The following is a 21,750-nucleotide window of genomic DNA, read 5'->3' as shown; positions in this document are numbered from 1 at the left end:
CCCGAGATCGGCACCGTCGGTCTCACGGAGGAGGAGGCGCGGGCGCAGTTTTCCCACGTCGACATCTACAAGACCGACTTCCGCCCGATCAAGGCGACGATGTCCGGCCGCGACACCCGCGTGCTGATGAAGCTCGTGGTCGACGGCGTGAGCGACCGCGTGCTCGGCTGCCACATCGTCGGCGACTGCGCCGCCGAGATCACCCAGGCGGTCGCGATCGCCGTCAAGATGAAGGCGACCAAGGCCGATTTCGACGCCACTTTCGCGCTGCATCCGACTGCGTCGGAAGAGCTGGTGACGATGCGCACTCCGACCGCGCGCCACGTGCGGCAGGCGGCGGAGTAGGGGCCATATGGCTGTACGCCGTTGCGCGCGGCGATAGGCTCAGGCTCTGCACGAAGATCCGCAGGAAGGCTTGCGACCGGCCGTCACCTCAGCAACAGCGCCCCGATGCTGAAGATCAGCACCATGGAGCACGCCGCCGCGATGCTCACGAAGGCGAATTCCACGTTGTTCATGTGATGCAGGCGCATGCCGCATCGTGTCGGCGCGTCGGGTCCGCCGCATTTAGCTATGTGAATCGAATCTGGTTCCCGCCGGACAGCCTCTTGGCTCGGCTGTGCGCGTAATTCGCCAGCTATTGCAATGGCCTTCGCGTTTTTGGAACCTTGGGCTTGCCCGGAAGTTCGACCTGACAAATACTTCGATATTCTCGGATTGAGGGAGCTGCCCATGCCAGGACCTACCGAGCAGGAAATCCGTACCCGCGCTTACGAATTGTGGAAGGACGCCGGCGAGCCGCCCGGCGCCATGGACCAGCTTTGGTACCAGGCCGAAAAGGAGCTGCTGGCGCGGAGGGCGGGCAACGGCGAGGCGCCCTGTGACATCAACGGGCACCGCAAGCCGACCACGTATCAATAACGCAGGATGGGTGGAGCGAAACGAACCCGTCGTTCTCGCCGCCGGTTTCGCCTCACTCCACCCAACCTGCGCCTGCGGCCTGAACTCGGGGCACGATGACTGACGCAATCGATCTTTCACAAAAACTGTCGACATTCTTCGATCACTGGTCACCGCGCACCGTCGCGCAATTCAATGCCTGCGACGTCATGGTCGTGAAGGTCGAAGGCGAGTTCGTCTGGCACAAGCACGACGACACCGACGATTTCTTCCTGGTGCTGAAGGGCGTGCTCGACATCGAGCTGCGCGATCGCACCGTGACGCTGCGGGAAGGGCAGATGTACATCGTGCCGAAGGGCGTCGAACACCGCCCCGTCGCGCGCGAAGAGGTGCATCTGCTGCTGATCGAGCCGACCGGCACCCCGAACACCGGCGATGCCGCCACCGCCGCGCCGCGCAAGGTGGTGTGAGACCATCCGCCACTGTCATCGCCCGGCTCGACCGGACGATCCAGTACGCCGCGGCTTCTCGGCTCAATAATGACTGCCTCTGGAATACTGGATCACCCCGGTCGAGCCGGGTGATGACACCGCGTTGTATGGCGAGCGATGTGCCACGACCTCACTGTCGTCGCTCGCGCGCGCAAGGTGGTGTGAGACCATCCACCACTGTCATCGCCCGGCTCGACCGGGCGATCCAGTACGCCGCCGCTTCTCGGCTCAACAATGACTGCCTCTGGAATACTGGATCATCCGGTCGAGCCGGGTGATGACACCGCGTTGTATGGCGAGCGATGTGCCACAAACTCGCTGTCGTCCTGCGCGCAAGGTGGTGTGATCTCCATCCACCACTGTCATCGCCCGGCTCGACCGGGCGATCCAGTACGCCGCGGCTTCTCGGCTCAACAATGACTGCCTCTGGAATGCCGGATCACCCGGCCGAGCCGGGCGATGACACGCGTTGTGTGGCGGGTGATGTGACACAAACTCGCTGTCGTCACTGTCTTTCGCAGGGACGACAGCGGAGGTTCACCCGTCCGCTTCGAGCCACTCCGCAGCGCCGCGCCACAGCGTGTCGCGGTGCTCGCTGCGGAAGAAGCCGAGATGGCCGATCGCTTTCGCGCCGGCATCCTCGGGGCGGATCGAGATGATCTCCGGCGTCACCGAGGTGAACGCCGAGCACAGCAGTTCGACCGCAGGCCGCGTCGCCCAGGTGTCGTCGGTCATCACGAGCGCGCGGAGCTTGCCCTTGAAATTCGGAAAATTCGCCCGTGCCGCGAGTGCCTCATCGTCGAGCAGATAGCGCTCGCGCATCACCCAGCCGGTCCATTGCTCGAACACACCCTTCGGCAGGTCCATGCCGAGGCCGGCCCAGGCGGGCATGTAGCCGAGCACGCGGGTCAGCGGCAGGCCGATGCCGTTCATCAGGGCCACGACGCGGTAGCGCTCGGGCGAGGCCATCAGCTTCCAGGTGGCGGCCTGCGAGGCGACCAGCAGGGCGCGGGGGATCTCCGCATTGTTGACGATCAGCCCGAGCGCCTGGCCGCCGAAGGAATGGCCGACATAGGCGAACGGCAGGTCGCGGTAGCGCTCGCGCATCCACCTCACGGTTGCGGTGACGTCGAGCGCGGCCCAATCGGCCATATCGGCCTCGAAGCCGGCCAGCGATTTGGCCTTCGGTCTGGAGTCTCCGGTGCCGCGATAGTCGTAGGTCAGCACCGCAGCGCCGCGGCGGGCGAGGTAGCCGGCAAAGCCGCGATAGACCTTGCGGGGGACGGCGGTGGCCGAGTTGATCAGGACAGCGCGGCGCTTGGTGTCGCGGGGCAGGAACAGCGTCGCGCCGAGCTTGTAGCCGTCGATCGCGGGCACGACGATATCGTCGCTAAAAACGTCGTCCAGCGCGGCCCCGGCCACGGCATTTCCCCCTGCATCCATGCTATGGTCTACCAAATGCGAATTCGCATTTTCCTGCAAGAGATTGACGGGATTGCAGGAATCCTTCTAGCGGGAGAGGGGGCGGCTGTGTATAACGCGGGCCTTTCCTCATCCGTCGATAAGTTGCGGTTTTTGCTCAGGAGTTGACGTTATGTCCGAGCGGTGGACACCCGATAGCTGGCGCGCCAAGCCGGTGCTGCAGGTCCCCGACTATCCCGATGCCAAGGCATTGGCCGATGTCGAGGCCCAGCTCGCGACCTTTCCGCCGCTGGTATTCGCCGGCGAGGCGCGCAGCCTGAAGCGGTCGCTCGGACGGGTCGCCGCCGGCGAGGCGTTCCTGCTGCAGGGCGGCGACTGCGCCGAGAGCTTTGCCGAGCACGGCGCCAACAACATCCGCGACTTCTTCCGCGTGCTGCTGCAGATGGCCGTCGTGCTGACCTATGCCGGCGCGCTGCCGGTGGTGAAGGTCGGCCGCATCGCCGGCCAGTTCGCCAAGCCGCGCTCGTCGCCGACCGAGAAGCAGGACGGCGTCGAGCTGCCGAGCTATCGCGGCGACATCGTCAACGACATCGCCTTCACGCCGGAAGCGCGCATCCCCGATCCGCAGCGCCAGCTGATGGCCTATCGCCAGTCGGCCGCGACGCTGAACCTGCTGCGCGCCTTCGCCACCGGCGGCTTCGCCAATCTCGGCAGCGTGCATCAGTGGATGCTCGGCTTCCTGAAGGACTCGCCGCAGTCCCGCCGCTACAAGGAGCTCGCCGACCGCATTTCGGATGCGCTGAACTTCATGCGCGCCTGCGGCCTCGATCTCGAGAGCCATCCCGAGCTGCGCGCCACCGATTTCTACACCAGCCACGAGGCGCTGCTGCTCGGCTACGAGCAGGCGATGACGCGGGTCGATTCCACCACCGGCGACTGGTACGCGACCTCCGGCCACATGATCTGGATCGGCGACCGCACCCGTCAGCTCGACCACGGCCATGTCGAATATTTCCGCGGCATCAAGAACCCGATCGGCCTGAAATGCGGCCCGTCGTTGAAGCCGGACGAGTTGCTCAAGCTGATCGATGTGCTGAGCCCTGACAATGAACCGGGCCGGCTGACGCTGATCAGCCGCTTCGGCGCCGACAAGGTCGGCGACCATCTGCCCGGCATGATCCGCGCCGTGCAGCGGGAAGGGCGCAGCGTAGTGTGGTCGTGCGATCCGATGCACGGCAACACCATCACCTCGACCTCGGGCTACAAGACGCGGCCGTTCGACCGCGTGCTGTCGGAGGTGAAGTCGTTCTTCGCCGTCCATGCCGCCGAAGGCACCCATGCTGGCGGCGTGCATCTGGAGATGACCGGGCAGGACGTCACCGAGTGCATCGGCGGCGCCCGCGCCATCACCGACGAGGATCTCAACGACCGCTACCACACGGTCTGCGACCCGCGCCTCAATGCCGAACAGTCGATCGACATGGCTTTCCTGATCGCCGAGCTGCTCAAGCAAGAGCGCGCCGGCAAGGCCAAACCGATGCCGGCCGCCGCGGGGCTGTGATTTGGGGGCTGTGACTTGCTGAGACTGTGGCGGGCCACCATCAACTCGCGCAACGGGTTGGCGTTCGCCATCCGCTCGGAGCAGGCGATCCGCGAGGAGATCGTGGCGCTGGTGCTCTCGGTGCCGCTGGCCTGGCTGGTCGGCGCCACCGTGATGCGCCGCGTCGAGCTGATCGCGACCGTCGTGCTGGTGCTGGTGGTCGAGCTGCTCAACACCGCGATCGAGAAACTCGCTGATCGCCTGACCATGGATCACGACCCGCAGATCGGGCGGGTCAAGGACATGGGCTCGGCCGCGGTCGGCGTCGCGCTGCTGATGGCCGGCCTGTTCTGGCTGTTTGCCCTCGCCGAGCGCATCGGCGTGTTCTGAGGTGCAGGAGCCGGTCGTGAGCGCCAACCAAGCGACCAAACTGGCGGTGATCGGGCGCGGATTGATCGGCTCGGCGGCGGCGCGGCATCTGCACAGGATGGGCCATGATGTCGCACTGATCGGACCCGGTGAGCCGGTCGATGTCGCGCTCGAAGGCGAGACGGAGATCAAGGACTGGTTCAAATCGGGCGGATCGAGCGCGGTTGCCGACGGGCTTCAGACGCAGATCCTCGACCGCATTCGCGACCTCACATTCGAAGAGCGTCGTGTCGTGCCCTGCATGACGACGTTTGGCGACACCGGCCTGCCCAGCATCGGACCGCTTTCGGAGCGCGTCACTGTCGCATTCGGCTGCTACGGCAAGAGCGCGAAATGTTCGGACGAATTGGGACGGCTGGGCGCCATGGCGCTGCTCGGTGAGGTGAGGGCAGAGCTCGCCCCCTGACCGCTTTCGGGGGGCGATTTCTGCAATCGCACCATGACCGGAACGGTGATTGAAGTTTGCGGTTGCGAGGGACAACATAAGAGTATGAGCGAACAACAGATCAAGATCACCCTGGCGCAACTCAATCCGACGGTCGGCGACGTCACCGGCAACGCCGCGAAGGCGCGCGCCGCGCGCGAGCGAGCGAAGGCAGACGGTGCCGATCTCGTGGTGTTGCCGGAACTGTTCATCGCCGGCTATCCGCCGGAAGATTTGGTGCTGAAGCCGGCGTTCCAGTCGGCTTGCCGGGCCGAGATCGAGCAGCTGGCGCGCGAAACCGCCGACGGCGGCCCGGCGATGCTGATCGGCACGCCCTGGGTCGAGGACGACAAGCTCTACAATGCCTGCGCGCTGCTCGACGGCGGCCGCATCGCCGCGCTGCGCTTCAAGGCCAATTTGCCGAATTACGGCGTGTTCGACGAGAAACGCCTGTTCGCGCGCGGTCCGGCGCCGGGACCGGTGACGGTGCGCGGCGTACGCATCGGCGTGCCGATTTGCGAGGACATCTGGCTGGAAGAGTCGGAAGACTACGAGAACGTCGTCGAGTGCCTCGCGGAGACCGGCGCGGAAATCCTCGTGGTGCCGAACGGCTCGCCCTACGCCCGCGACAAGGCCGATCTGCGGCTGTCGATCGCGGTGGCGCGCGTCACCGAGAGCGGGCTGCCGCTCGCCTATCTCAACGAGGTCGGCGGCCAGGACGAATTGATCTTCGACGGCGGCTCGTTCGTGCTGAACGCCGATCTTTCGGTCGCAGCGCAGCTGCCGGCGTTCGAGGAGAACATCACCACGCTGGTGTGGCGCAAGACCGTGGACGGCTGGCGCTGTTCGGGGCCGGTGGCGCCGCAGCTCGAGGGCGACAAGGCCGACTATGCGGCCTGCGTGCTCGGCCTGCGCGACTATGTCCGCAAGAACGGCTTTCCCGGCGTGCTGCTCGGCATCTCCGGCGGCATCGACTCGGCGCTGTGCGCCGCGATCGCGGTCGATGCGCTCGGCGCGGACAAGGTGCGCGGCGTGATGCTGCCGTTCCGCTACACCGCGCAGGTCTCACTCGACGATGCGGCAAAACTCGCGGCCGCGCTCGGCATTCGCTACGAGGTACTGCCGATCGCCGACGCCGTGAACGGGTTCGAGAAGATTCTGGCGCCCGTGTTCGCCGGGCTGGAGCGCGACATCACGGAAGAGAATTTGCAGGCGCGCGCCCGCGGCACCCTGCTGATGGCGATCTCCAACAAGACCGGCGCCATGGTGGTGACGACCGGCAACAAGTCGGAGATGTCGGTCGGCTACGCCACGCTCTATGGCGACATGAACGGCGGCTTCAACCCGATCAAGGACATCTACAAGACCGAAGTGTTCCGCCTGTCGAGCCTGCGCAATTCATGGAAGCCGGACGGCGCGCTGGGGCCGTCGGGCGAGGTGATCCCGGTCAACATCATCACGCGGCCGCCGACTGCCGAGTTGCGCGAGAACCAGACCGACCAGGACTCGCTGCCGCCCTATGAGGTGCTGGATGCGATCCTCGAACGGCTGGTCGAGCGCGAGGAGCCGCTGGCCGACATCATCGCGGCCGGCTTCGACCGCGACGTCGTGACCCGGATCGACCGGCTGCTCAACATCGCCGAATACAAGCGCCGCCAAGCCGCGCCGGGCGTCAAGGTCACCCGCAAGAATTTCGGCCGCGACCGCCGTTATCCCATCACCAACCGCTTCCGCGATTTCGGCAAGGCCTTGCCGGCGCCCGACGAGAAGCTGGTGACGCGCGGCAGCCGCGCATCTGCGGATGCGTTCGAGGGCTAGTTCCTCGGATTAGTTCTTGGGCGGAATGAATGTCGGCCCGACGGTACGGATTCCGTCGCCGCGCGGTGCGGTCGGCGCCGTCGGCGGTGTCGCATCGGCCGCAGCGGGCTGCTGGGCCGTGGGGGCCGCGCCCTTCTTGCCGGCGACGGGCTTGGTCGCCTGTGGCTGCTGCCCGCGCTGCTGCATCTTCTTTGCGCTTTCCTCGGTGACGATGATGTCACCCTGCTGCTCGACCGACGCCTTGTCGTCGACGGCCTTCAGCGCTTCCGCCCAGCTCTGGCCGGCCGGCTTGCACGAGCACGACGGATTGAACTCGGTGCGGTACTTGAACGCGTTCGGCAACGAGGTGTAGCTCTGCCCGCCGATCGAGACCGCTTGGTTGATGTCCTCACCGGGGTTGCGATAGGTGAACAGGCTGGCCTCAGCGGCCGGGCACTGCGCCTTGCAGACCTGTTCGTCGGCGGCGAAACGCGCCTGCGAGGTGGCGAACGAGACCGGGAAGTAGGCGCCGTCGCAGGTGCGGACGCAGACTGTGCGGAAGGTGCCCGACGGCGCGCCATACTCGGCGCTGGGCGGGGGCAGCTGCTGGTCGGGATTGCCACCACCGCCGCCGCCGAACAGGTTCTCGAGGAAATTGCCCGAGCCACGGTTCGCGGCGGCCGCGTATTGCGGGCCGCAATTGTTCTGGGCCAGCGCGGTCAGCACCGAGCGGCGCTGGCCCTCGCGATCGGCGCCGCCGAGCCCGCCGGAGCGCAGCCGCTCCAGATTCTGGGTCATCTGGTCGAGATTGGCGCGCATCTGCTGGATCTGGTTGTTGACCGGGCCGCACTGCGCCGAACTGTTGTTGAACAGTGAGAAGAAGCCGGAACTGTCGCAGCCCATCCGGCGCGCCTGCGCGGTCACGCGGTCGAGCTCTGCCTGCTGCCTTGACGCGGCATCCTGATAGCGGCGGATCTGCTCATCCTTGGCCGGATCGCCGCTGCCGCCGCCGCGGTCGATCATAGCCAACTGTCCCTCGAGCCGGCTGCACATCGGATTAGGCTGGGCCTGCTGCTGCGGCGGCGGGCCCGGCGGGTTCATCTGCTGCTGCGCCAGCGCGCTCGAGCCGGGCAGTGCCATGCCGGCAAGCACGGCGCAGGTCAAAAGCAGCAAGCAGCGACGAACATAGGGAGTGTTGGGCATATCCAGCCATTTAAACGACGCCGCGGGGCGATCAACGCCGAAACGCGCGGCCAAGGCGGCCTGCAATAGCCTTTTCTGGAGGCAGCGTCACGTCGTTTCCGGGGCGCTGATGTGGCAAAAGGCCCGGTTTGACAGCCGCTTGGCGCGAATTCGGCGCTGGCCGTGCCCGCACCGCAATCAATTTCCCGGGTAGTGCCCGCGGGCGCATGGAACCACGCCGATCGTCCGGTGGCGGCGGTCGCCGACGGGGAACCGCGAAATGGTCGAGCTGTCGGGTTTCACAATATTGCACGTTCTGGATGTTAGGATATTCATGTGAAACCAGTAACTGTCTGCGCATGCCGCCATGTCCGCAAACAAAACGACTACAAGAACAATTCGGTTTGCTGTCGACGTCAGGAACGTCGTCGTCACCGCCGGCGCCTATGAGATCCTGGGTATCGTCGACGGCCATCTCGGCGCCGCAGTTCACAGGACCGCGTTCCAGGGCAATGCCTTCAACGTCGAACTCGCAGAAGGCGCATGCGAGTATTTCGCGATCACTGTGTTCATCCACGACTACGTGATCGGCGGCGTTCATCGCTCGGGTGGAGATCGGCCGATCAGCCTGCTGGCGACCTTTCATTTGCCGGACGTCGATCGAGTCAGCGTCTGTCCTGAATCATCGATTGCATCGATCTACGCGTTTGCGCGCATGAGCGATGTCCGCGATGACGGTCTCGTCACCATGCGCGGGTCTGCGCGCAACATGAAGATCGCCTATGGCATGAAGCAGAACATCTACCAGACCGAAGGTGGCGTCGCCGACATGATCCGGCAATCGCCCAACGGCTTCGAGACCAACAGTTACCCGATGTTCAACTCGCTGTGTAACCTGTTCTACTATTGCCTCGCCAATCCTGCGACCGACAGGGGCAAGCCGTTCTACGACCAGTTTCTCGATTACGCCTGGCATGAGAAGGGGCGTCCCAACACCAGCTTCCTGGGCGCGGTGCGGAACATGCTGCACGACCCTTTCACCAATGCCCGTAACATCTACCGGATGCTGGTCGGCAGGGAGGAGGTTTACCCGCACTCACTGACGTCCATGAGGGTGGATGACGACAAGAAGGCCCCGGACCAGTGGACGCTGACGTTGAAGAGCAATTCTTCGGGCGCGAGGAATTTCATCCCCAGCGGCACGGCCTTCGTCGTGTTCGATGCCGACGACAACGCGTGGGTCGCCAACAATTTCAGGGCAGGCTCCGCCTTCTCCGGAACGCACTGTCTCGTCTACCGATACGACGCCACGCCTGCGAGCTTTTCGCCGGTGCAAGGCGGCGGGTTGCTGGGCGTCGGCTTCGGCGCGGCAATCGATCCGAGCAGGCAATACATCTCGTTCGGAAACTTCGGCTGGGGGCCAGAGCTCGAGAATCCGCAGGAAGGCGGCATCTCCCGCTTTCACTACAAGGATGGCAAGCCGGTCAGTCCGTCCAATGGCTACACGCCGGGTCTCTCGCGTGTGCAGGGCATGAATTACGATGCGTCGGGCAATCTCTGGATGGCGTCCGTCGGCTGCCAGGATCCGTTCGCGCCGGCGCCGACAGGTGTCTATCCTTTCAAGAGCGAACCGAGCGCCGTCGTGGTCTATCTGAACGGCGAGCCGACCGTCGAGAACATGGTCATTCGCGACGAATTTCCGGTCAAGCGATCGGCCGACGCGGAGCCGATCCCGCTGCGGACGCCTTATCTGAAGATATTCGATGTCGTGCCCGACAACCGGGGCAATGCCTACGTGTCCTGCATCGGCAACTATGATCGGCAGGATCGGGACAAGTGCGCGCTCTCAGCCGTCTACAAGGTGGCGCTGGAAGGCCGCAAGCTCGTGGTGAAGCACAGCTGGTACAGCGACTACGCCAGTCCGATCAACGGGCAGGTGGGCTTCGAGTCGCTCCGCCAGCTCACGATCAACGCCGACGGCGATGTGGTGGTGGTCGGTGTTGCCAGCAGCCGGGCGACGGTGCTGAGCAGCGAGCTCGAATTCAAGGGCTACTACGACACCAACACCCATGCGCCATGGGGCGTGAAGATCGACGGCAAAGGCACCGTCTTCCTTGCCAATTTCGGCCATGATGCCGGCTCCGTCCGCGACGGCACGCTGGACCTGCAGGCGCCGTTCGGCGTGACGATGCTGCGCGATCCGTCCAATCCATCATCGGCGCAATTGATGACGGTCCCGACCGGTGGTTCGGAAGTCATGCTGGCCAACGGTCATCCGCTCTACGGCACGCAGACCAGGCCGGCCATGCACGACGGCAAACCCGAACCGGTTCGCATGAAGTGCTTTCAGCCGATCATGCGGCTGACGTCGACCAATATCGACGGTGCCGGGAATCTCTGGTGCATGAACAACTGGAAGCCGTCGGCCGTCGTTGATGTGGCCGACAATCCCGGCGGTGACGGCGTGGTGATCTTTCTCGGGATCGCGGAGCCCGAGTAGATCGTCAGCGCTGGCAGGTGATGGCGACGTATTCAGCGCAGCTGCTGCCGTGGCATTTCTGGTTCGCCGGGTGCGGAACCGCGCCGGTGATCTCATCGGGATCGACACGGCGGTAGTTGGTGGCCTGGGCGAATTCGCGCGACTGGCAGTAGGCGCGGGCGGCGGAGGCGCCGCATTTGTCGCCGCGGGCCAGGCACTGGTCGATGCCGTAGCCGTCGGCCTGGTTGGCGATGATGAAGACCCGGCTGTCGGCCAGAGCAGCCGCGGGACTGAAGAGGAACGTGCAGGCAATCAATGCTGAAATGGACCGCATGGTGCACCATGAAAAAAGGCGAGAAGATCGCGGCCACCGGATACGCCCAATTGCTTAATAATGATTAACCATGAAGGCCTTGGAGTGATTTTCGCACGCTGGTGGTTGCGAAAGGCCCGAAAACAGCCCCTTGACGGCACCAAAGGGCCATGAGAGAGGTGGAACCATGAACGGTCACCTCGCCATCTGCAGCATTTGCCGCGAGATTATTAGCTAGCGATTCGCTGGCTGAGGCCGTCTTTTCTCAATCGACATGAGATCATTGGACGCCCGGCCGCAAGGGACGAGTATCCATGGATTTGCGCCTTTACGATACGTTGACCCGGGAGAAGCGGCCGTTCGTGCCGCTCGATGCCAACAACGTCGGCATGTATGCCTGCGGACCGACGGTCTATGACTTCGCCCATATCGGCAACGGCCGCGCCGCGATCGTGTTCGACGTGCTGTTCCGCGTGCTGCGCCATCGCTATGGCGCGGACCACGTGACCTATGTCCGCAACATCACCGACGTCGATGACAAGATCAACGTCCGCGCGGCGCGGGACTATCCCGGCGTGCCGCTCAACGAGGCGATCCGCAAGGTCACCGAGCTGACCTATCAGCAGTACCAGGACGACGTCTCAGCGCTCGGCTGCTTGCCGCCGACCGTGCAGCCGCGCGCCACCGAGCACATCCCGGAGATGCGCGCGATCATCGAGAAGCTGATCGCCGGCGGCTTCGCTTACGTCGCCGAGGACCACGTGCTGTTCTCGCCGCAGGCGATGAATGCCGCCAATTCGGTGCTGCCGCGCTACGGCGCCCTGTCGAAGCGCTCGCTCGACGAGATGATCGCCGGCGCCCGCGTCGACGTCGCGCCCTACAAGCGCGACAACACCGACTTCGTGCTGTGGAAGCCTTCGAAGCCGGGCGAGCCGTCGTGGCCGTCGCCGGCCGGCATCGCGGTCGAGGGCCGGCCCGGCTGGCACATCGAGTGCTCGGCGATGGCCTGGAAGCATCTCGGCGAAAAGTTCGACATCCATGGCGGCGGCATCGACCTGGTGTTCCCGCACCATGAGAACGAGCTCGCGCAGAGCTGCTGCGCGTTCCACTCCGATCGGATGGCCAATGTCTGGATGCACAACGGCTTCCTGCAGTTCGAGAGCGAGAAGATGTCGAAGTCGCTCGGCAACTTCTTCACGATCCGCGATCTCCTGGCCGAATGGCCGGGCGAGGTGCTGCGGCTCGCGATGCTGAAGACGCATTATCGCTCGCCGCTCGACTGGACGCGCAAGGCGGCGGAAGAGGCCGCCAGAACGCTCGACGATTGGTATGCGGCCGCGGCGGACGCCGAACCCGGCCCGCCGTCGCCGGCCGTGGTCGAGGCGCTGTACGATGACCTCAACACCGCGCAGGCCATGGCCGTTCTGCACAGCCTGCGCGGCGCGGCTGCAAGCAGCGAGGAGAGCCGCAGGGAACTGGCCGGCTCGCTCCGGCTGCTCGGATTCCTGTCGGAGAGCGCCGATGCCTGGAAAAGCCGCAAGCAGCAGGCGAGCGGCGTCGATGCAGCCGCCGTCGAGGCGCTGATCGCCGACCGCACCGCAGCGCGGGCCCGCAAGGACTTCAAGGAGTCCGATCGCATCCGCGACCAGCTCGCCGCGATGGGCGTGGTCATCAAGGACTCCAAGGAAGGCACCACCTGGGAGGTTGCGCGATGAGCCGTTCCGCCCCCGCGCTGCGTCCCTATCTGCCCGACGATGCGCCGCTGCTGGCGGCGATCTTCGCGGCGTCGATCACCGACCTGACCGGCGATGACTACAGCGAGGCGCAGCAGGAAGCCTGGGCGATGGCCGCCGAGGACGAGGCCGCGTTCGGCAAGAAGCTCGCCGGCCAGCTCACGCTGATCGCCTCGCTGCAGGGCGCGCCGGTCGGCTTCGCCTCGCTGAAGGGCACCGACCACATCGACATGCTCTACGTGCATCCGAGCGCGGTGGGGCAGGGTGTCGGTGCCGCGCTGTGCGAGGCGCTGGAGAAGATCGCCGGCGCCCGCGGCGCTAAATTGCTGAAGGTCGATGCCAGCGACACCGCGCTCGATTTCTTCCGCAAGCGCGGCTACGTCGCGCAGCAGCGCAATTCGGTCACCATCAACGGCGAATGGCTCGCCAACACCACGATGCAGAAGACGCTCGACGGCACGGCGCCTTCACCTCCGGGAGGCCACGCATGAGCCGCGAACGCCTCTATCTGTTCGATACCACGCTGCGCGACGGCGCGCAGACCAACGGCGTCGATTTCACGCTGCAGGACAAGCAGGTGATCGCCAGGATGCTCGACGAGCTCGGCATCGACTATGTCGAGGGCGGCTATCCCGGCGCCAACCCGACCGACAGCGAGTTCTTCAGCAAGAAGCCCGCGTTCGGTCACGCGCGCTTCACCGCCTTCGGCATGACGCGGCGGCCCGGCCGCTCGGCCTCGAACGATCCTGGCCTTGCCGGCATCCTCGAAGCCAAGGCGGATGCGATCTGCTTCGTGGCGAAATCCTCGGCCTACCAGGTCCGCGTCGCGCTGGAGACGACCAACGAGGAGAACCTCGCCTCGATCCGCGACAGCGTCGCCGCCGCGAAAGCGCTGGGCCGCGAGGTGATGGTCGACTGCGAGCATTTCTTCGACGGCTACAAGGAGAACCGCGACTACGCGCTCGCCTGTGCCAGGGCGGCCTATGATTCAGGCGCGCGCTGGGTGGTGCTGTGCGACACCAACGGCGGCACCATGCCGTACGAGGTCGAGACCATCGTCGCCGACGTCATCAAGCAAGTGCCGGGCGCCAATCTCGGCATCCACGCCCATAACGACACCGAGCAGGCGGTGGCCAACTCGCTCGCCGCGGTGCGCGCCGGCGCGCGGCAGATCCAGGGCACGCTCAACGGCCTCGGCGAACGCTGTGGCAACGCCAATCTGTGCTCGCTGATCCCGACGCTGCGGCTGAAGAATGAATTCTCCGACAAGTTCGAGATCGGCGTCACCGCCGAGAAGATGGCGACCCTGATGAAGGTGTCGCGTACGCTCGACGACATGCTGAACCGCGCGCCCAACCGCCACGCCGCTTACGTCGGCGAGAGCGCCTTCGTCACCAAGACCGGCATCCATGCCTCCGCGGTGCTGAAGGATCCGCAGACCTATGAGCACGTCTCGCCCGATGCCGTCGGCAATCACCGCAAGGTGCTGGTCTCGGACCAGGCCGGCCGCTCCAACGTGATGGCCGAGCTCGACCGCGCCGGCATCGCCTATGAAAAGGCCGATCCTCGGCTGACGCGCCTGGTCGAGGAGTTGAAGGAGCGCGAGGCCGCAGGCTTTGCCTATGAGTCGGCCAACGCATCGTTCGAGCTGCTGGCGCGGCGCACGCTGGGCAAAGTGCCGGAATATTTCAAGGTCGAGCAGTTCGACGTCAATGTCGAGCAGCGCTACAACGCCAACGGCCAGCGCGTCACGGTGGCGCTCGCGGTGGTGAAGGTCGATGTCGACGGCGAACGGCTGATCTCGGCCGCCGAAGGCAACGGCCCGGTCAACGCGCTCGACGTCGCGCTGCGCAAGGATCTCGGCAAGTACCAGAAGTACATCGAGGGCCTGAAGCTGATCGACTACCGCGTGCGTATCCTCAATGGCGGCACCGAGGCGGTCACGCGCGTCTTGATCGAGAGCGCGGACGAGACCGGCGAGAGCTGGACCACGGTCGGCGTTTCGCCGAACATCATCGACGCCTCGTTCCAGGCGCTGATGGATTCGGTGTTCTACAAGCTGGTGAGGTCCGGCGCGTCGGCCTGAGGCGTTGAACGCGTAGATATGTAGCCCGCATGAGCGGTAGCGACATGCGGGACCACTTGCCCCGGATGTCGCTTCGCTCATCCGGGCTACAGGTGCGGGAGAGGGGGAGCCATGATCGACCACGTCTCCGTCGGTATCAGTGATCTCGACCGCGCGGCGCGGTTTTATGAGCCGGCGCTGGCCGCGCTCGGCCTGACCCGCCTCGTCACGCGCCCGGCGACGATCGGCTTCGGCAAGGCCTATCCGGAGTTCTGGATCAATCTGCGTGCCGCGATGGGGCGGGTGCCGCACGAAAGCGGCACACATATCTGCCTGCGCGCGAAAACCACCGCCGAGGTCGATGCCTTCCATGCCGCAGCGCTCGCCTCAGGCGGCAGCTCCGATGGTGCGCCGGGCCTGCGCCCGCACGACCGCGTGCGCTACTACGCCGCCTTCGTCCTCGATCCCGACGGTAACCGCATCGAGGCCGTGACGTTTCCGAGCGAGTGAATCTTTCGATGACCACTCATCGTTATCCGTCATTCCCGCGCAAAGGCTTTGCCTTTGTCGCTGGAGGTGCGAGCCCTTGCGAGCCTCGAAGGATGCACGGCCCGACTGGTGGCCGATTCATCCTTCGAGGCTCGCCGAAGAGGCTCGCACCTCAGGATGACGGGGATGGGTTAGTGGCCCTCAGGTTCGTAGCCCGGATGAAGCGAAGCGTAATCCGGGGAGTCCCCGGGCGGATGGAGTGCCCCGGATTGCGCTGCGCTGCATCCGGGCTACGAAACTCCGAGCGCCTACAGCCGCCGCGCCACTTCCGGCGCGAGCTCCTTGGCGGCCTCCGGCGTGCGTGCCACCGCCGAGCGCAGCCGCGGCAGGATGTCGTCGACGCGGTCGGCCATCAGCACGTTGACGTCGAGGGTCGGGCGGATGAAGGAGGTGGCGCGCATGTGGTTCAGCAGCGACAGCAGCGGCTCCCAGAAATTGTCGATGTTGGCGAGCAGGATCGGCTTGTGGTGACGGCCGAGCTGCTGCCAGGTCAATTGCTCGACCAGCTCCTCCAGCGTGCCGACGCCGCCGGGAAGCGCGACGAACGCGTCCGAGCGCTCGAACATCAGCCGCTTGCGCTCGTGCATGTCGGGCGTGACGACCATCTCCTGCACCGACGTCAGCGCATTCTCGCGCGCACGCAGAAACTCCGGGATGATCCCGGTGACCAGGCCGCCATGCTCGAGCGTGGATTTCGCGACCGCGCCCATCAGGCCGATCGAGCCGCCACCATAGACCAGCCGCACGTTGTTCTCGGCAAAGCTCTTGCCGAGTGCGATGGCAGCCTCAACGAAGCGTGGATTGTTCCCGGGGCCGGAGCCGCAATAGACACAGACAGTCTTGATTTGGTTCATACGATCCTTGTGGCACTGCAGCGTAAACAGGGTCAAGACCAGCATATGGGGATTGAGGGGCAAAAAATCCCGTAAATTCCCGCGAATCGCGAACAATTTTCATCACAAGCCTGTACGCCGCAATCAAACGATCTATATGACGGGCACAATGGCAAATCATGGAAAAGATGTGACGGCGGGCCGACGTGCCGTCACGATGCGGGCGGGCCGCTGATGGCGCCGCCGCAGCCTCACGTGCCGGCGGTCGAGCCGGCCGCTGCCATGCCGTCCACCGCCGAAAAGGCGACGCTGATCGGCACTCTCGTGCACCTCTGGCCCTACATCTGGCCGGGCGATCGCGACGATCTGAAGATGCGGGTGGTCTGGTCGGTTGTGCTGCTGCTGTTCGCGAAGCTCGCGACGCTGTCGGTGCCGTTCACCTTCAAATGGGCGATCGACGCGCTGAACGGCGTCGGCTCGGCGCCGGTCGCGCCATCGAACTGGATGGTCTGGCTGATCGCATCGCCGGTGCTGATGACGATCAGCTACGGCGCGGTGCGCGTCATCATGGCGGTGTTGACGCAATGGCGCGACGGCATCTTCGCCCGCGTCGCCATGCACGCGGTCCGGCGGCTCGCCTACATCACCTTCGTGCACATGCACGAATTGTCGCTGCGCTTTCATCTGGAGCGCAAGACCGGCGGTCTGACCCGCGTGCTGGAGCGCGGCCGCACCGGCATCGAGACCATCGTGCGGATGGTGATCCTGCAGCTGATCCCGACCATCGTCGAGGTCGCGCTGCTCTCGGCCGTGCTGCTGTGGCAGTTCGACTGGCGCTACGTGCTGGCGGTGCTGCTCACCGTCGTCGTGTTCATGTACTTCACCTACATCGCAACCGAGTGGCGGATCGAAATCCGCCGCAAGATGAACGATTCCGACACCGAGGCGAACACCAAGGCGATCGACTCGCTGCTCAACTACGAGACGGTGAAATATTTCGGCGCCGAGGAACGCGAGGCCAAGCGCTACGACCGTTCGATGGAGCGCTACGAGCAGGCCAGCGTGAAGACCTACACCTCGCTTGCGCTGCTCAACACCGGGCAGGCGGTGATCTTCACCGCGGGCCTCACCGCGACAATGGTGATGTGCGCGTTCGGCATCCGGAGCGGCACCCATACGATCGGCGACTTCGTGCTGATCAATTCGATGATGATCCAGCTCTACCAGCCGCTGAACTTCATGGGCATGGTCTATCGCGAGATCAAGCAGGCGATCATCGACATCGAGAAGATGTTCGAAGTGCTCGAGCGCGATCCCGAAGTGAAGGACATTCCGAGCGCCAGGCCGCTCGCGGTATCGTCCGGCAGCGTTCGCTTCGAGGATGTCCGCTTCGCCTATGAGCCGGATCGCCCGATCCTGAAGGGCCTCAGCTTCGAGGTACCGGCCGGCAAGACGGTCGCGATCGTCGGCCCGTCCGGCGCCGGCAAGTCGACCATCTCGCGGCTGCTGTTCCGCCTCTACGATGTCTCCGGCGGCCGGATCCTGATCGACGGGCAGGACATCAGGTCGGTGACGCAGACCTCGCTGCGCGCGGCGATCGGTATGGTGCCGCAGGACACCGTGCTGTTCAACGACACCATCCGCTACAACATCCGCTACGGCCGCTGGGGCGCCAGCGACGCGGAGGTAGAGGAGGCGGCGCGGCTGGCGCAGATCGACGGCTTCATCCGGATGTCGCCGCAGGGCTACGAGACCCCGGTCGGCGAGCGCGGCCTGAAGCTGTCGGGCGGTGAGAAGCAGCGCGTCGCGATCGCGCGCACGGTGCTGAAGGCGCCGCCGATCCTGGTGTTGGATGAGGCGACCTCGGCGCTGGACAGCCATACCGAGCACGAGATCCAGGGCGCGCTGGAGCGAGTCTCGCGCAACCGCACCTCGCTGGTGATCGCGCACCGGCTCTCGACCATCGTCGGCGCCGACGAGATCATCGTGCTCGACCAGGGCCGGATCGCCGAGCGCGGCACCCATGCGCGGCTTTTGGCCGCCGGCGGCCTCTATGCCAGCATGTGGAACCGGCAGCGCGAGGCCGAGGCGGCCCGCGAAAAGCTCGCCCAGGTCGACGACAAGGGCGAGACGCCGAATCGCCTGCCGCCGGCGGTTGCCGACCTGGCGGAGGATTCCGCCCCCGCCGCGGGCGAGAAGCCCTTGCCGAGTGCCGCGGAATAGTCGATTTAGGGCGCCGATCCTCCGCCCGAGGGGCAGGGCAGCACAGCGAGATCAGATGTCGATCGCCAATTCCATCCGCGCGCAGATCCCGCCGATCCACCCGGAGGGCTATCCCTTCATCGGCGGCTTCGCGCTGGCGAGCCTGATCCTGTTCTGGATCTGGACCCCGCTCGGCTGGATCGGCACCGTGCTGACCATCTGGTGCGCGCTGTTCTTCCGCGATCCGGTGCGCGTGACGCCGGTGCGTGACGGCATCCTGGTGTCGCCGGCCGATGGCCGCGTCTCCATGGTGGTGCAGGCACTGCCGCCGGCCGAGCTCGGGCTCGGTGACCGGCCGCTGCCGCGGGTTTCGATCTTCATGAGCGTGTTCAACTGCCACGTGAACCGCGCCCCGATCGCCGGCCGCATCGATCGCATTGCCTACCGGCCCGGCGCCTTCATCAATGCCGAGCTCGACAAAGCGAGCGAGGACAATGAGCGCAACTCGCTGGTGATCTCGACGGCGAACGGCCGCATCGGCGTGGTCCAGATCGCGGGTCTCGTGGCACGGCGCATCGTCTGCTTCGTCAAGGAAGGGCAGTCGATCGGCGCCGGCGAGCGCTTCGGCCTGATCCGGTTTGGCTCGCGGCTCGACGTCTATCTTCCGGAGGGGACAAAGGCGCTGGTCTCCGAAGGCCAGACCGCGGTCGCCGGCGAAACCATCCTGGTGGATTTCCGCGAGACCGATCCGGGCCGCACGTTCCGCGCCGATTAACTCTGTTTCGGCAGCCCTATCAGCCGGTTCCGCCTGCAATGGCGGAGCGCGGCCACGCTTGCTATATTGTTTCACCATGATGCCGTCAGATCCCAATTCGCCCGAGTATCGCCGCCGCCGGTTCCGCCCGATCCCGGTGCGCATGCTCGTGCCCAACATGATCACGCTGCTGGCGATCTGCGCCGGCCTCACCGCGATCCGGCTCTCGACCGAGGGGCGGATGGAGCTCGCGGTCGCCGCGATCGTGTTCGCCGCGATCCTCGACGGCATCGACGGCCGCGTCGCCCGCATGATCAAGGGCCAGTCGAAATTCGGCGCCGAGCTCGACAGCCTTGCCGACTTCGTCAATTTCGGCGTCGCGCCGGGCCTGATCCTGTATTTCTGGCAGCTGCATGAGCTGAACAATGGCGGCTGGATCGCCGCGATGGTGTTCGCGATCTCGGGCGGTCTGCGCCTTGCGCGTTTCAACGCTTCGATCGACGATCCGAACAAGCCGGCCTTCGCCGCCAACTACTTCACCGGCGTGCCGGCGCCGGCCGGCGCGATCACCGTGCTGCTGCCGGTCTATCTCGCGTTCCTCGGCGTGCCGATGCCGCCGGCAACGTTGACCGCATTCTATACGCTCCTGATCGCCTTTCTGATGGTGTCGCGGCTGCCGGTGTTCTCCGGCAAGACGGTGAAGATGCGGGTGCCGCCGGAGATGGTGCTCCCGGTGTTCGTCGCCGTCGTGGTCTTCGTCGCGCTGTTGATCGGCTATCCCTGGTACATCCTCTCGGCCGGCACGGTGGCCTATCTGGTCAGTCTGCCCTGGGGCTGGAAGACCTATCGCGACCACGAGCGCGAGCTCGCCGCGCAGACCGCCGCTGCGAGCGGGCCTGTGCCGGACCCGGCGCCGAGCTACACGGCGTCGCCCACCAGTGCGGACCAGGACAACCGTCCGGCGCGGCTGAACTGACCGCCTGACCCGTTATCCTGAGGTGCGAGCGCTTGCGAGCCTCGAAGGATGCACGGCCACAGTCGGGCCGTCGACCCTTCGAGGCTCGCTCCGCTCGTACCTCAGGGTGACGGGTGATAGATTTGAGTTAGCTCTCCCAAATATCAGCCATTCGCCTGCCTCGGTTGGGTTCGCGCCCGATCTCGGCTAAGAGGCTCAGACCGGCCCGCGAATGCCAAAAAATCAGGAGAGAAACGCCGTGACGACATCCGCTTCCGCCCCGCTTCCTGCCTCCGTCCTCGAGGCGCTCGGGCGCTACGACACGCCGACGATCTGCAACGCGATGGAAATCGTGGCGCCGGAGCGCCGCCTGATCGGCTACACCGTGAAGCCGCTGGTCTGCCCGTTTCCGACCCTGCCGCCGATCGTCGGCTATGCCCGCACGGTCGCGATCCGCTCGGTGCTGAAGTCCGGCCTGTCGGCCGAGGAGCAGTCGAAGCGCCGCATCGAGTACTACGAATATGTCGGCACCGGCTTCGGCCCGCGGATTTCGGTGATCCAGGACATCGACGGTCCCGACGTCGGCTACGGCGCATTCTGGGGCGAAGTACAGAGCGCCGTGCATAAGGCGCTCGGCTGCCTCGGCGTCATCACCGACGGCTCGATCCGCGACATCCCGCAATGGGCGCCGGGCTTCCAGGCGCTGGCCGGCTCGATCGGCCCGTCGCATGCCTGGGTGCATGCCGAGAGTTTTGGCGGCGAGGTCCGGGTCGCCGGCATGACGGTGCGCTCCGACGACCTGATCCATGCCGACAGCCACGGCGCGATCGTGATCCCGTATGAACTGGCGGCCAAGCTGCCCGAGGCCGCCGAGCTGTGCGGCCGCCGCGAGACGCCGATCCTCGACATCGCGCGCAGCAAGGATTTCTCGCTCGAGAAGCTGAAGGACGCGCTGAAGCGTTCGTCGGAGATCCACTGACCGCGCCGCATTGAATTACGAAACGGCGGGCCGCTGGCCCGCCGTTTGCGTTTCAACCATCAAACCGGCGCGACCTTGGCGACATCGGCGATGCCGCGTACCGTCATGTCGATGGCGACGTAGAGGATCACCGCGAGGCCGACATAGGCGATCCAGCGGTGCTTCTGCAGCAGGTTGGCGATGAACGATGCGGCCGCGCCCATCATCGCGATCGAGAGCACGAGGCCGAACACCAGGATGATCGGCTGCTCGCGCGCGGCACCTGCAACCGCCAGCACGTTGTCGAGCGACATCGAGACGTCGGCGACGATGATCTGCGTCGCGGCCTGCATCAGCGTCTTGCGCGGCACCGGAGCGCCATCGGCGCCGAGCTCGGCGGTAGTCGCGTGTTCGGAGGCGCGCAGCTCGCGCCACATCTTCCAGCACACCCACAGCAGCAGGATGCCGCCGGCGAGCAACAGGCCGACGATCAGCAGCAGCTGGGTCGCGACCACGGCGAACACGATGCGCAGCAGGGTGGCGGCGCCGATCCCGATCAGGATCGCCTTGGTGCGTTGCTTCTCCGGCAATCCGGCGGCGGCGAGGCCGATGACGACGGCGTTGTCGCCTGCAAGTACGAGGTCGATGACGACGACCTGCAGCAACGCGCTGAGGGCATCGAGCGAGAATAGGTCGGGCGAGAATAGTTCTGACATGGGTCGGC

20 protein-coding genes and 1 pseudogene are annotated in these 21,750 nt (G+C 65.5%); 16 read left to right on the top strand and 5 right to left on the bottom strand.

Features of this window, described 5'->3' with window-relative positions; translation table 11 throughout:
* The 3 genes and pseudogenes from JQ633_RS31200 to JQ633_RS31190 form a co-directional block, all read left to right on the top strand.
* Nucleotides 1-345: pseudogene (locus JQ633_RS31200) on the top strand (glutathione-disulfide reductase); the annotation flags it as partial.
* Between the two features lie 387 nt (nucleotides 346-732).
* Entirely contained in the window at nucleotides 733-921 is a 189-nt protein-coding gene (locus JQ633_RS31195; RefSeq protein WP_211989401.1) for a DUF2934 domain-containing protein, read from the top strand.
* 95 nt (nucleotides 922-1,016) lie between these two features.
* Nucleotides 1,017-1,370 (top strand): cupin domain-containing protein, encoded by a 354-nt coding sequence (locus tag JQ633_RS31190; RefSeq protein ID WP_211989399.1) that lies wholly within the window; start codon nucleotides 1,017-1,019, stop codon nucleotides 1,368-1,370.
* A gap of 558 nt (nucleotides 1,371-1,928) precedes the next feature.
* On the opposite strand, the gene JQ633_RS31185 is transcribed toward JQ633_RS31190, so the two are convergent.
* Entirely contained in the window at nucleotides 1,929-2,834 is a 906-nt protein-coding gene (locus JQ633_RS31185) for an alpha/beta hydrolase family protein (protein ID WP_211989397.1), read from the bottom strand.
* 151 nt (nucleotides 2,835-2,985) lie between these two features.
* On the opposite strand from JQ633_RS31185, the gene JQ633_RS31180 reads away from it, so the two are divergent.
* The 4 genes from JQ633_RS31180 (at nucleotide 2,986) to JQ633_RS31165 (ending at nucleotide 7,024) form a co-directional block, all read left to right on the top strand.
* Entirely contained in the window at nucleotides 2,986-4,374 is a 1,389-nt protein-coding gene (locus JQ633_RS31180) for a class II 3-deoxy-7-phosphoheptulonate synthase (RefSeq protein WP_211989395.1), read from the top strand.
* 15 nt (nucleotides 4,375-4,389) lie between these two features.
* Nucleotides 4,390-4,743, top strand: coding sequence for a diacylglycerol kinase (locus tag JQ633_RS31175; RefSeq protein ID WP_211989393.1), 354 nt, complete (start codon nucleotides 4,390-4,392; stop codon nucleotides 4,741-4,743).
* 16 nt (nucleotides 4,744-4,759) lie between these two features.
* Nucleotides 4,760-5,188, top strand: a complete 429-nt coding sequence (locus JQ633_RS31170; protein ID WP_211989392.1) for an FAD-binding oxidoreductase — start codon at nucleotides 4,760-4,762, stop codon at nucleotides 5,186-5,188.
* An 84-nt stretch (nucleotides 5,189-5,272) separates the two neighbouring features.
* Nucleotides 5,273-7,024 (top strand): NAD+ synthase, encoded by a 1,752-nt coding sequence (locus JQ633_RS31165; protein WP_211989389.1) that lies wholly within the window; start codon nucleotides 5,273-5,275, stop codon nucleotides 7,022-7,024.
* Between the two features lie 9 nt (nucleotides 7,025-7,033).
* On the opposite strand, the gene JQ633_RS31160 is transcribed toward JQ633_RS31165, so the two are convergent.
* Complete coding sequence (locus JQ633_RS31160; RefSeq protein WP_211989387.1) at nucleotides 7,034-8,206, bottom strand: DUF2865 domain-containing protein; 1,173 nt, start codon at nucleotides 8,204-8,206, stop codon at nucleotides 7,034-7,036.
* Between the two features lie 346 nt (nucleotides 8,207-8,552).
* Here JQ633_RS31160 and JQ633_RS31155 point away from each other — a divergent pair, with 346 nt between their 5' ends.
* Entirely contained in the window at nucleotides 8,553-10,685 is a 2,133-nt protein-coding gene (locus tag JQ633_RS31155; protein WP_211989385.1) for a hypothetical protein, read from the top strand.
* A gap of 4 nt (nucleotides 10,686-10,689) precedes the next feature.
* On the opposite strand, the gene JQ633_RS31150 is transcribed toward JQ633_RS31155, so the two are convergent.
* Nucleotides 10,690-10,998 (bottom strand): hypothetical protein, encoded by a 309-nt coding sequence (locus JQ633_RS31150; RefSeq protein WP_211989383.1) that lies wholly within the window; start codon nucleotides 10,996-10,998, stop codon nucleotides 10,690-10,692.
* Nucleotides 10,999-11,291: 293 nt separating this feature from the next.
* Between JQ633_RS31150 and cysS the strand changes: the two genes are divergently transcribed.
* From cysS to JQ633_RS31130, 4 genes are all read left to right on the top strand, one after another.
* A complete protein-coding gene (gene cysS, locus JQ633_RS31145) occupies nucleotides 11,292-12,692 on the top strand; it encodes a cysteine--tRNA ligase (RefSeq protein WP_211989381.1) in 1,401 nt (466 codons plus the stop codon).
* Nucleotides 12,689-13,201: a GNAT family N-acetyltransferase gene (locus JQ633_RS31140; RefSeq protein WP_211989379.1), complete on the top strand. Its 513-nt coding sequence runs from the start codon at nucleotides 12,689-12,691 to the stop codon at nucleotides 13,199-13,201. The genes cysS and JQ633_RS31140 overlap by 4 nt, the downstream gene beginning before the upstream one ends.
* Nucleotides 13,198-14,796, top strand: coding sequence for a citramalate synthase (cimA, locus tag JQ633_RS31135; protein WP_211989370.1), 1,599 nt, complete (start codon nucleotides 13,198-13,200; stop codon nucleotides 14,794-14,796). Before JQ633_RS31140 ends, cimA begins: the two co-directional genes overlap by 4 nt.
* 111 nt (nucleotides 14,797-14,907) lie before the next feature.
* Nucleotides 14,908-15,285 carry a VOC family protein gene (locus tag JQ633_RS31130; RefSeq protein WP_211989369.1) on the top strand — a complete coding sequence of 126 codons (378 nt, stop codon included), beginning with the start codon at nucleotides 14,908-14,910 and terminating at the stop codon, nucleotides 15,283-15,285.
* A 287-nt stretch (nucleotides 15,286-15,572) separates the two neighbouring features.
* Here the strand turns inward: JQ633_RS31130 and JQ633_RS31125 are convergent, their stop codons facing one another.
* A complete protein-coding gene (locus JQ633_RS31125) occupies nucleotides 15,573-16,178 on the bottom strand; it encodes a TIGR00730 family Rossman fold protein (protein WP_211989368.1) in 606 nt (201 codons plus the stop codon).
* A gap of 213 nt (nucleotides 16,179-16,391) precedes the next feature.
* On the opposite strand from JQ633_RS31125, the gene JQ633_RS31120 reads away from it, so the two are divergent.
* From JQ633_RS31120 to JQ633_RS31105, 4 genes are all read left to right on the top strand, one after another.
* Nucleotides 16,392-18,380: an ABCB family ABC transporter ATP-binding protein/permease gene (locus tag JQ633_RS31120; RefSeq protein WP_211989365.1), complete on the top strand. Its 1,989-nt coding sequence runs from the start codon at nucleotides 16,392-16,394 to the stop codon at nucleotides 18,378-18,380.
* Nucleotides 18,367-19,134: a phosphatidylserine decarboxylase gene (locus tag JQ633_RS31115; protein ID WP_349631634.1), complete on the top strand. Its 768-nt coding sequence runs from the start codon at nucleotides 18,367-18,369 to the stop codon at nucleotides 19,132-19,134. The genes JQ633_RS31120 and JQ633_RS31115 overlap by 14 nt, the downstream gene beginning before the upstream one ends.
* A gap of 79 nt (nucleotides 19,135-19,213) precedes the next feature.
* Nucleotides 19,214-20,089, top strand: a complete 876-nt coding sequence (gene pssA / locus JQ633_RS31110) for a CDP-diacylglycerol--serine O-phosphatidyltransferase (protein ID WP_211989448.1) — start codon at nucleotides 19,214-19,216, stop codon at nucleotides 20,087-20,089.
* A 211-nt stretch (nucleotides 20,090-20,300) separates the two neighbouring features.
* Complete coding sequence (locus JQ633_RS31105; RefSeq protein ID WP_249159769.1) at nucleotides 20,301-21,047, top strand: RraA family protein; 747 nt, start codon at nucleotides 20,301-20,303, stop codon at nucleotides 21,045-21,047.
* 59 nt (nucleotides 21,048-21,106) lie between these two features.
* Here JQ633_RS31105 and JQ633_RS31100 read toward each other — a convergent pair whose 3' ends face one another.
* Nucleotides 21,107-21,742 (bottom strand): TerC family protein, encoded by a 636-nt coding sequence (locus tag JQ633_RS31100; protein ID WP_211989358.1) that lies wholly within the window; start codon nucleotides 21,740-21,742, stop codon nucleotides 21,107-21,109.
* Nucleotides 21,743-21,750: the final 8 nt, after the last annotated feature.

This window comes from Bradyrhizobium tropiciagri, assembly GCF_018130505.1.
GTDB classification, from domain to species: Bacteria; Pseudomonadota; Alphaproteobacteria; order Rhizobiales; family Xanthobacteraceae; genus Bradyrhizobium; species Bradyrhizobium tropiciagri_B.
This window is presented reverse-complemented; position numbering and strand designations above follow the sequence as displayed.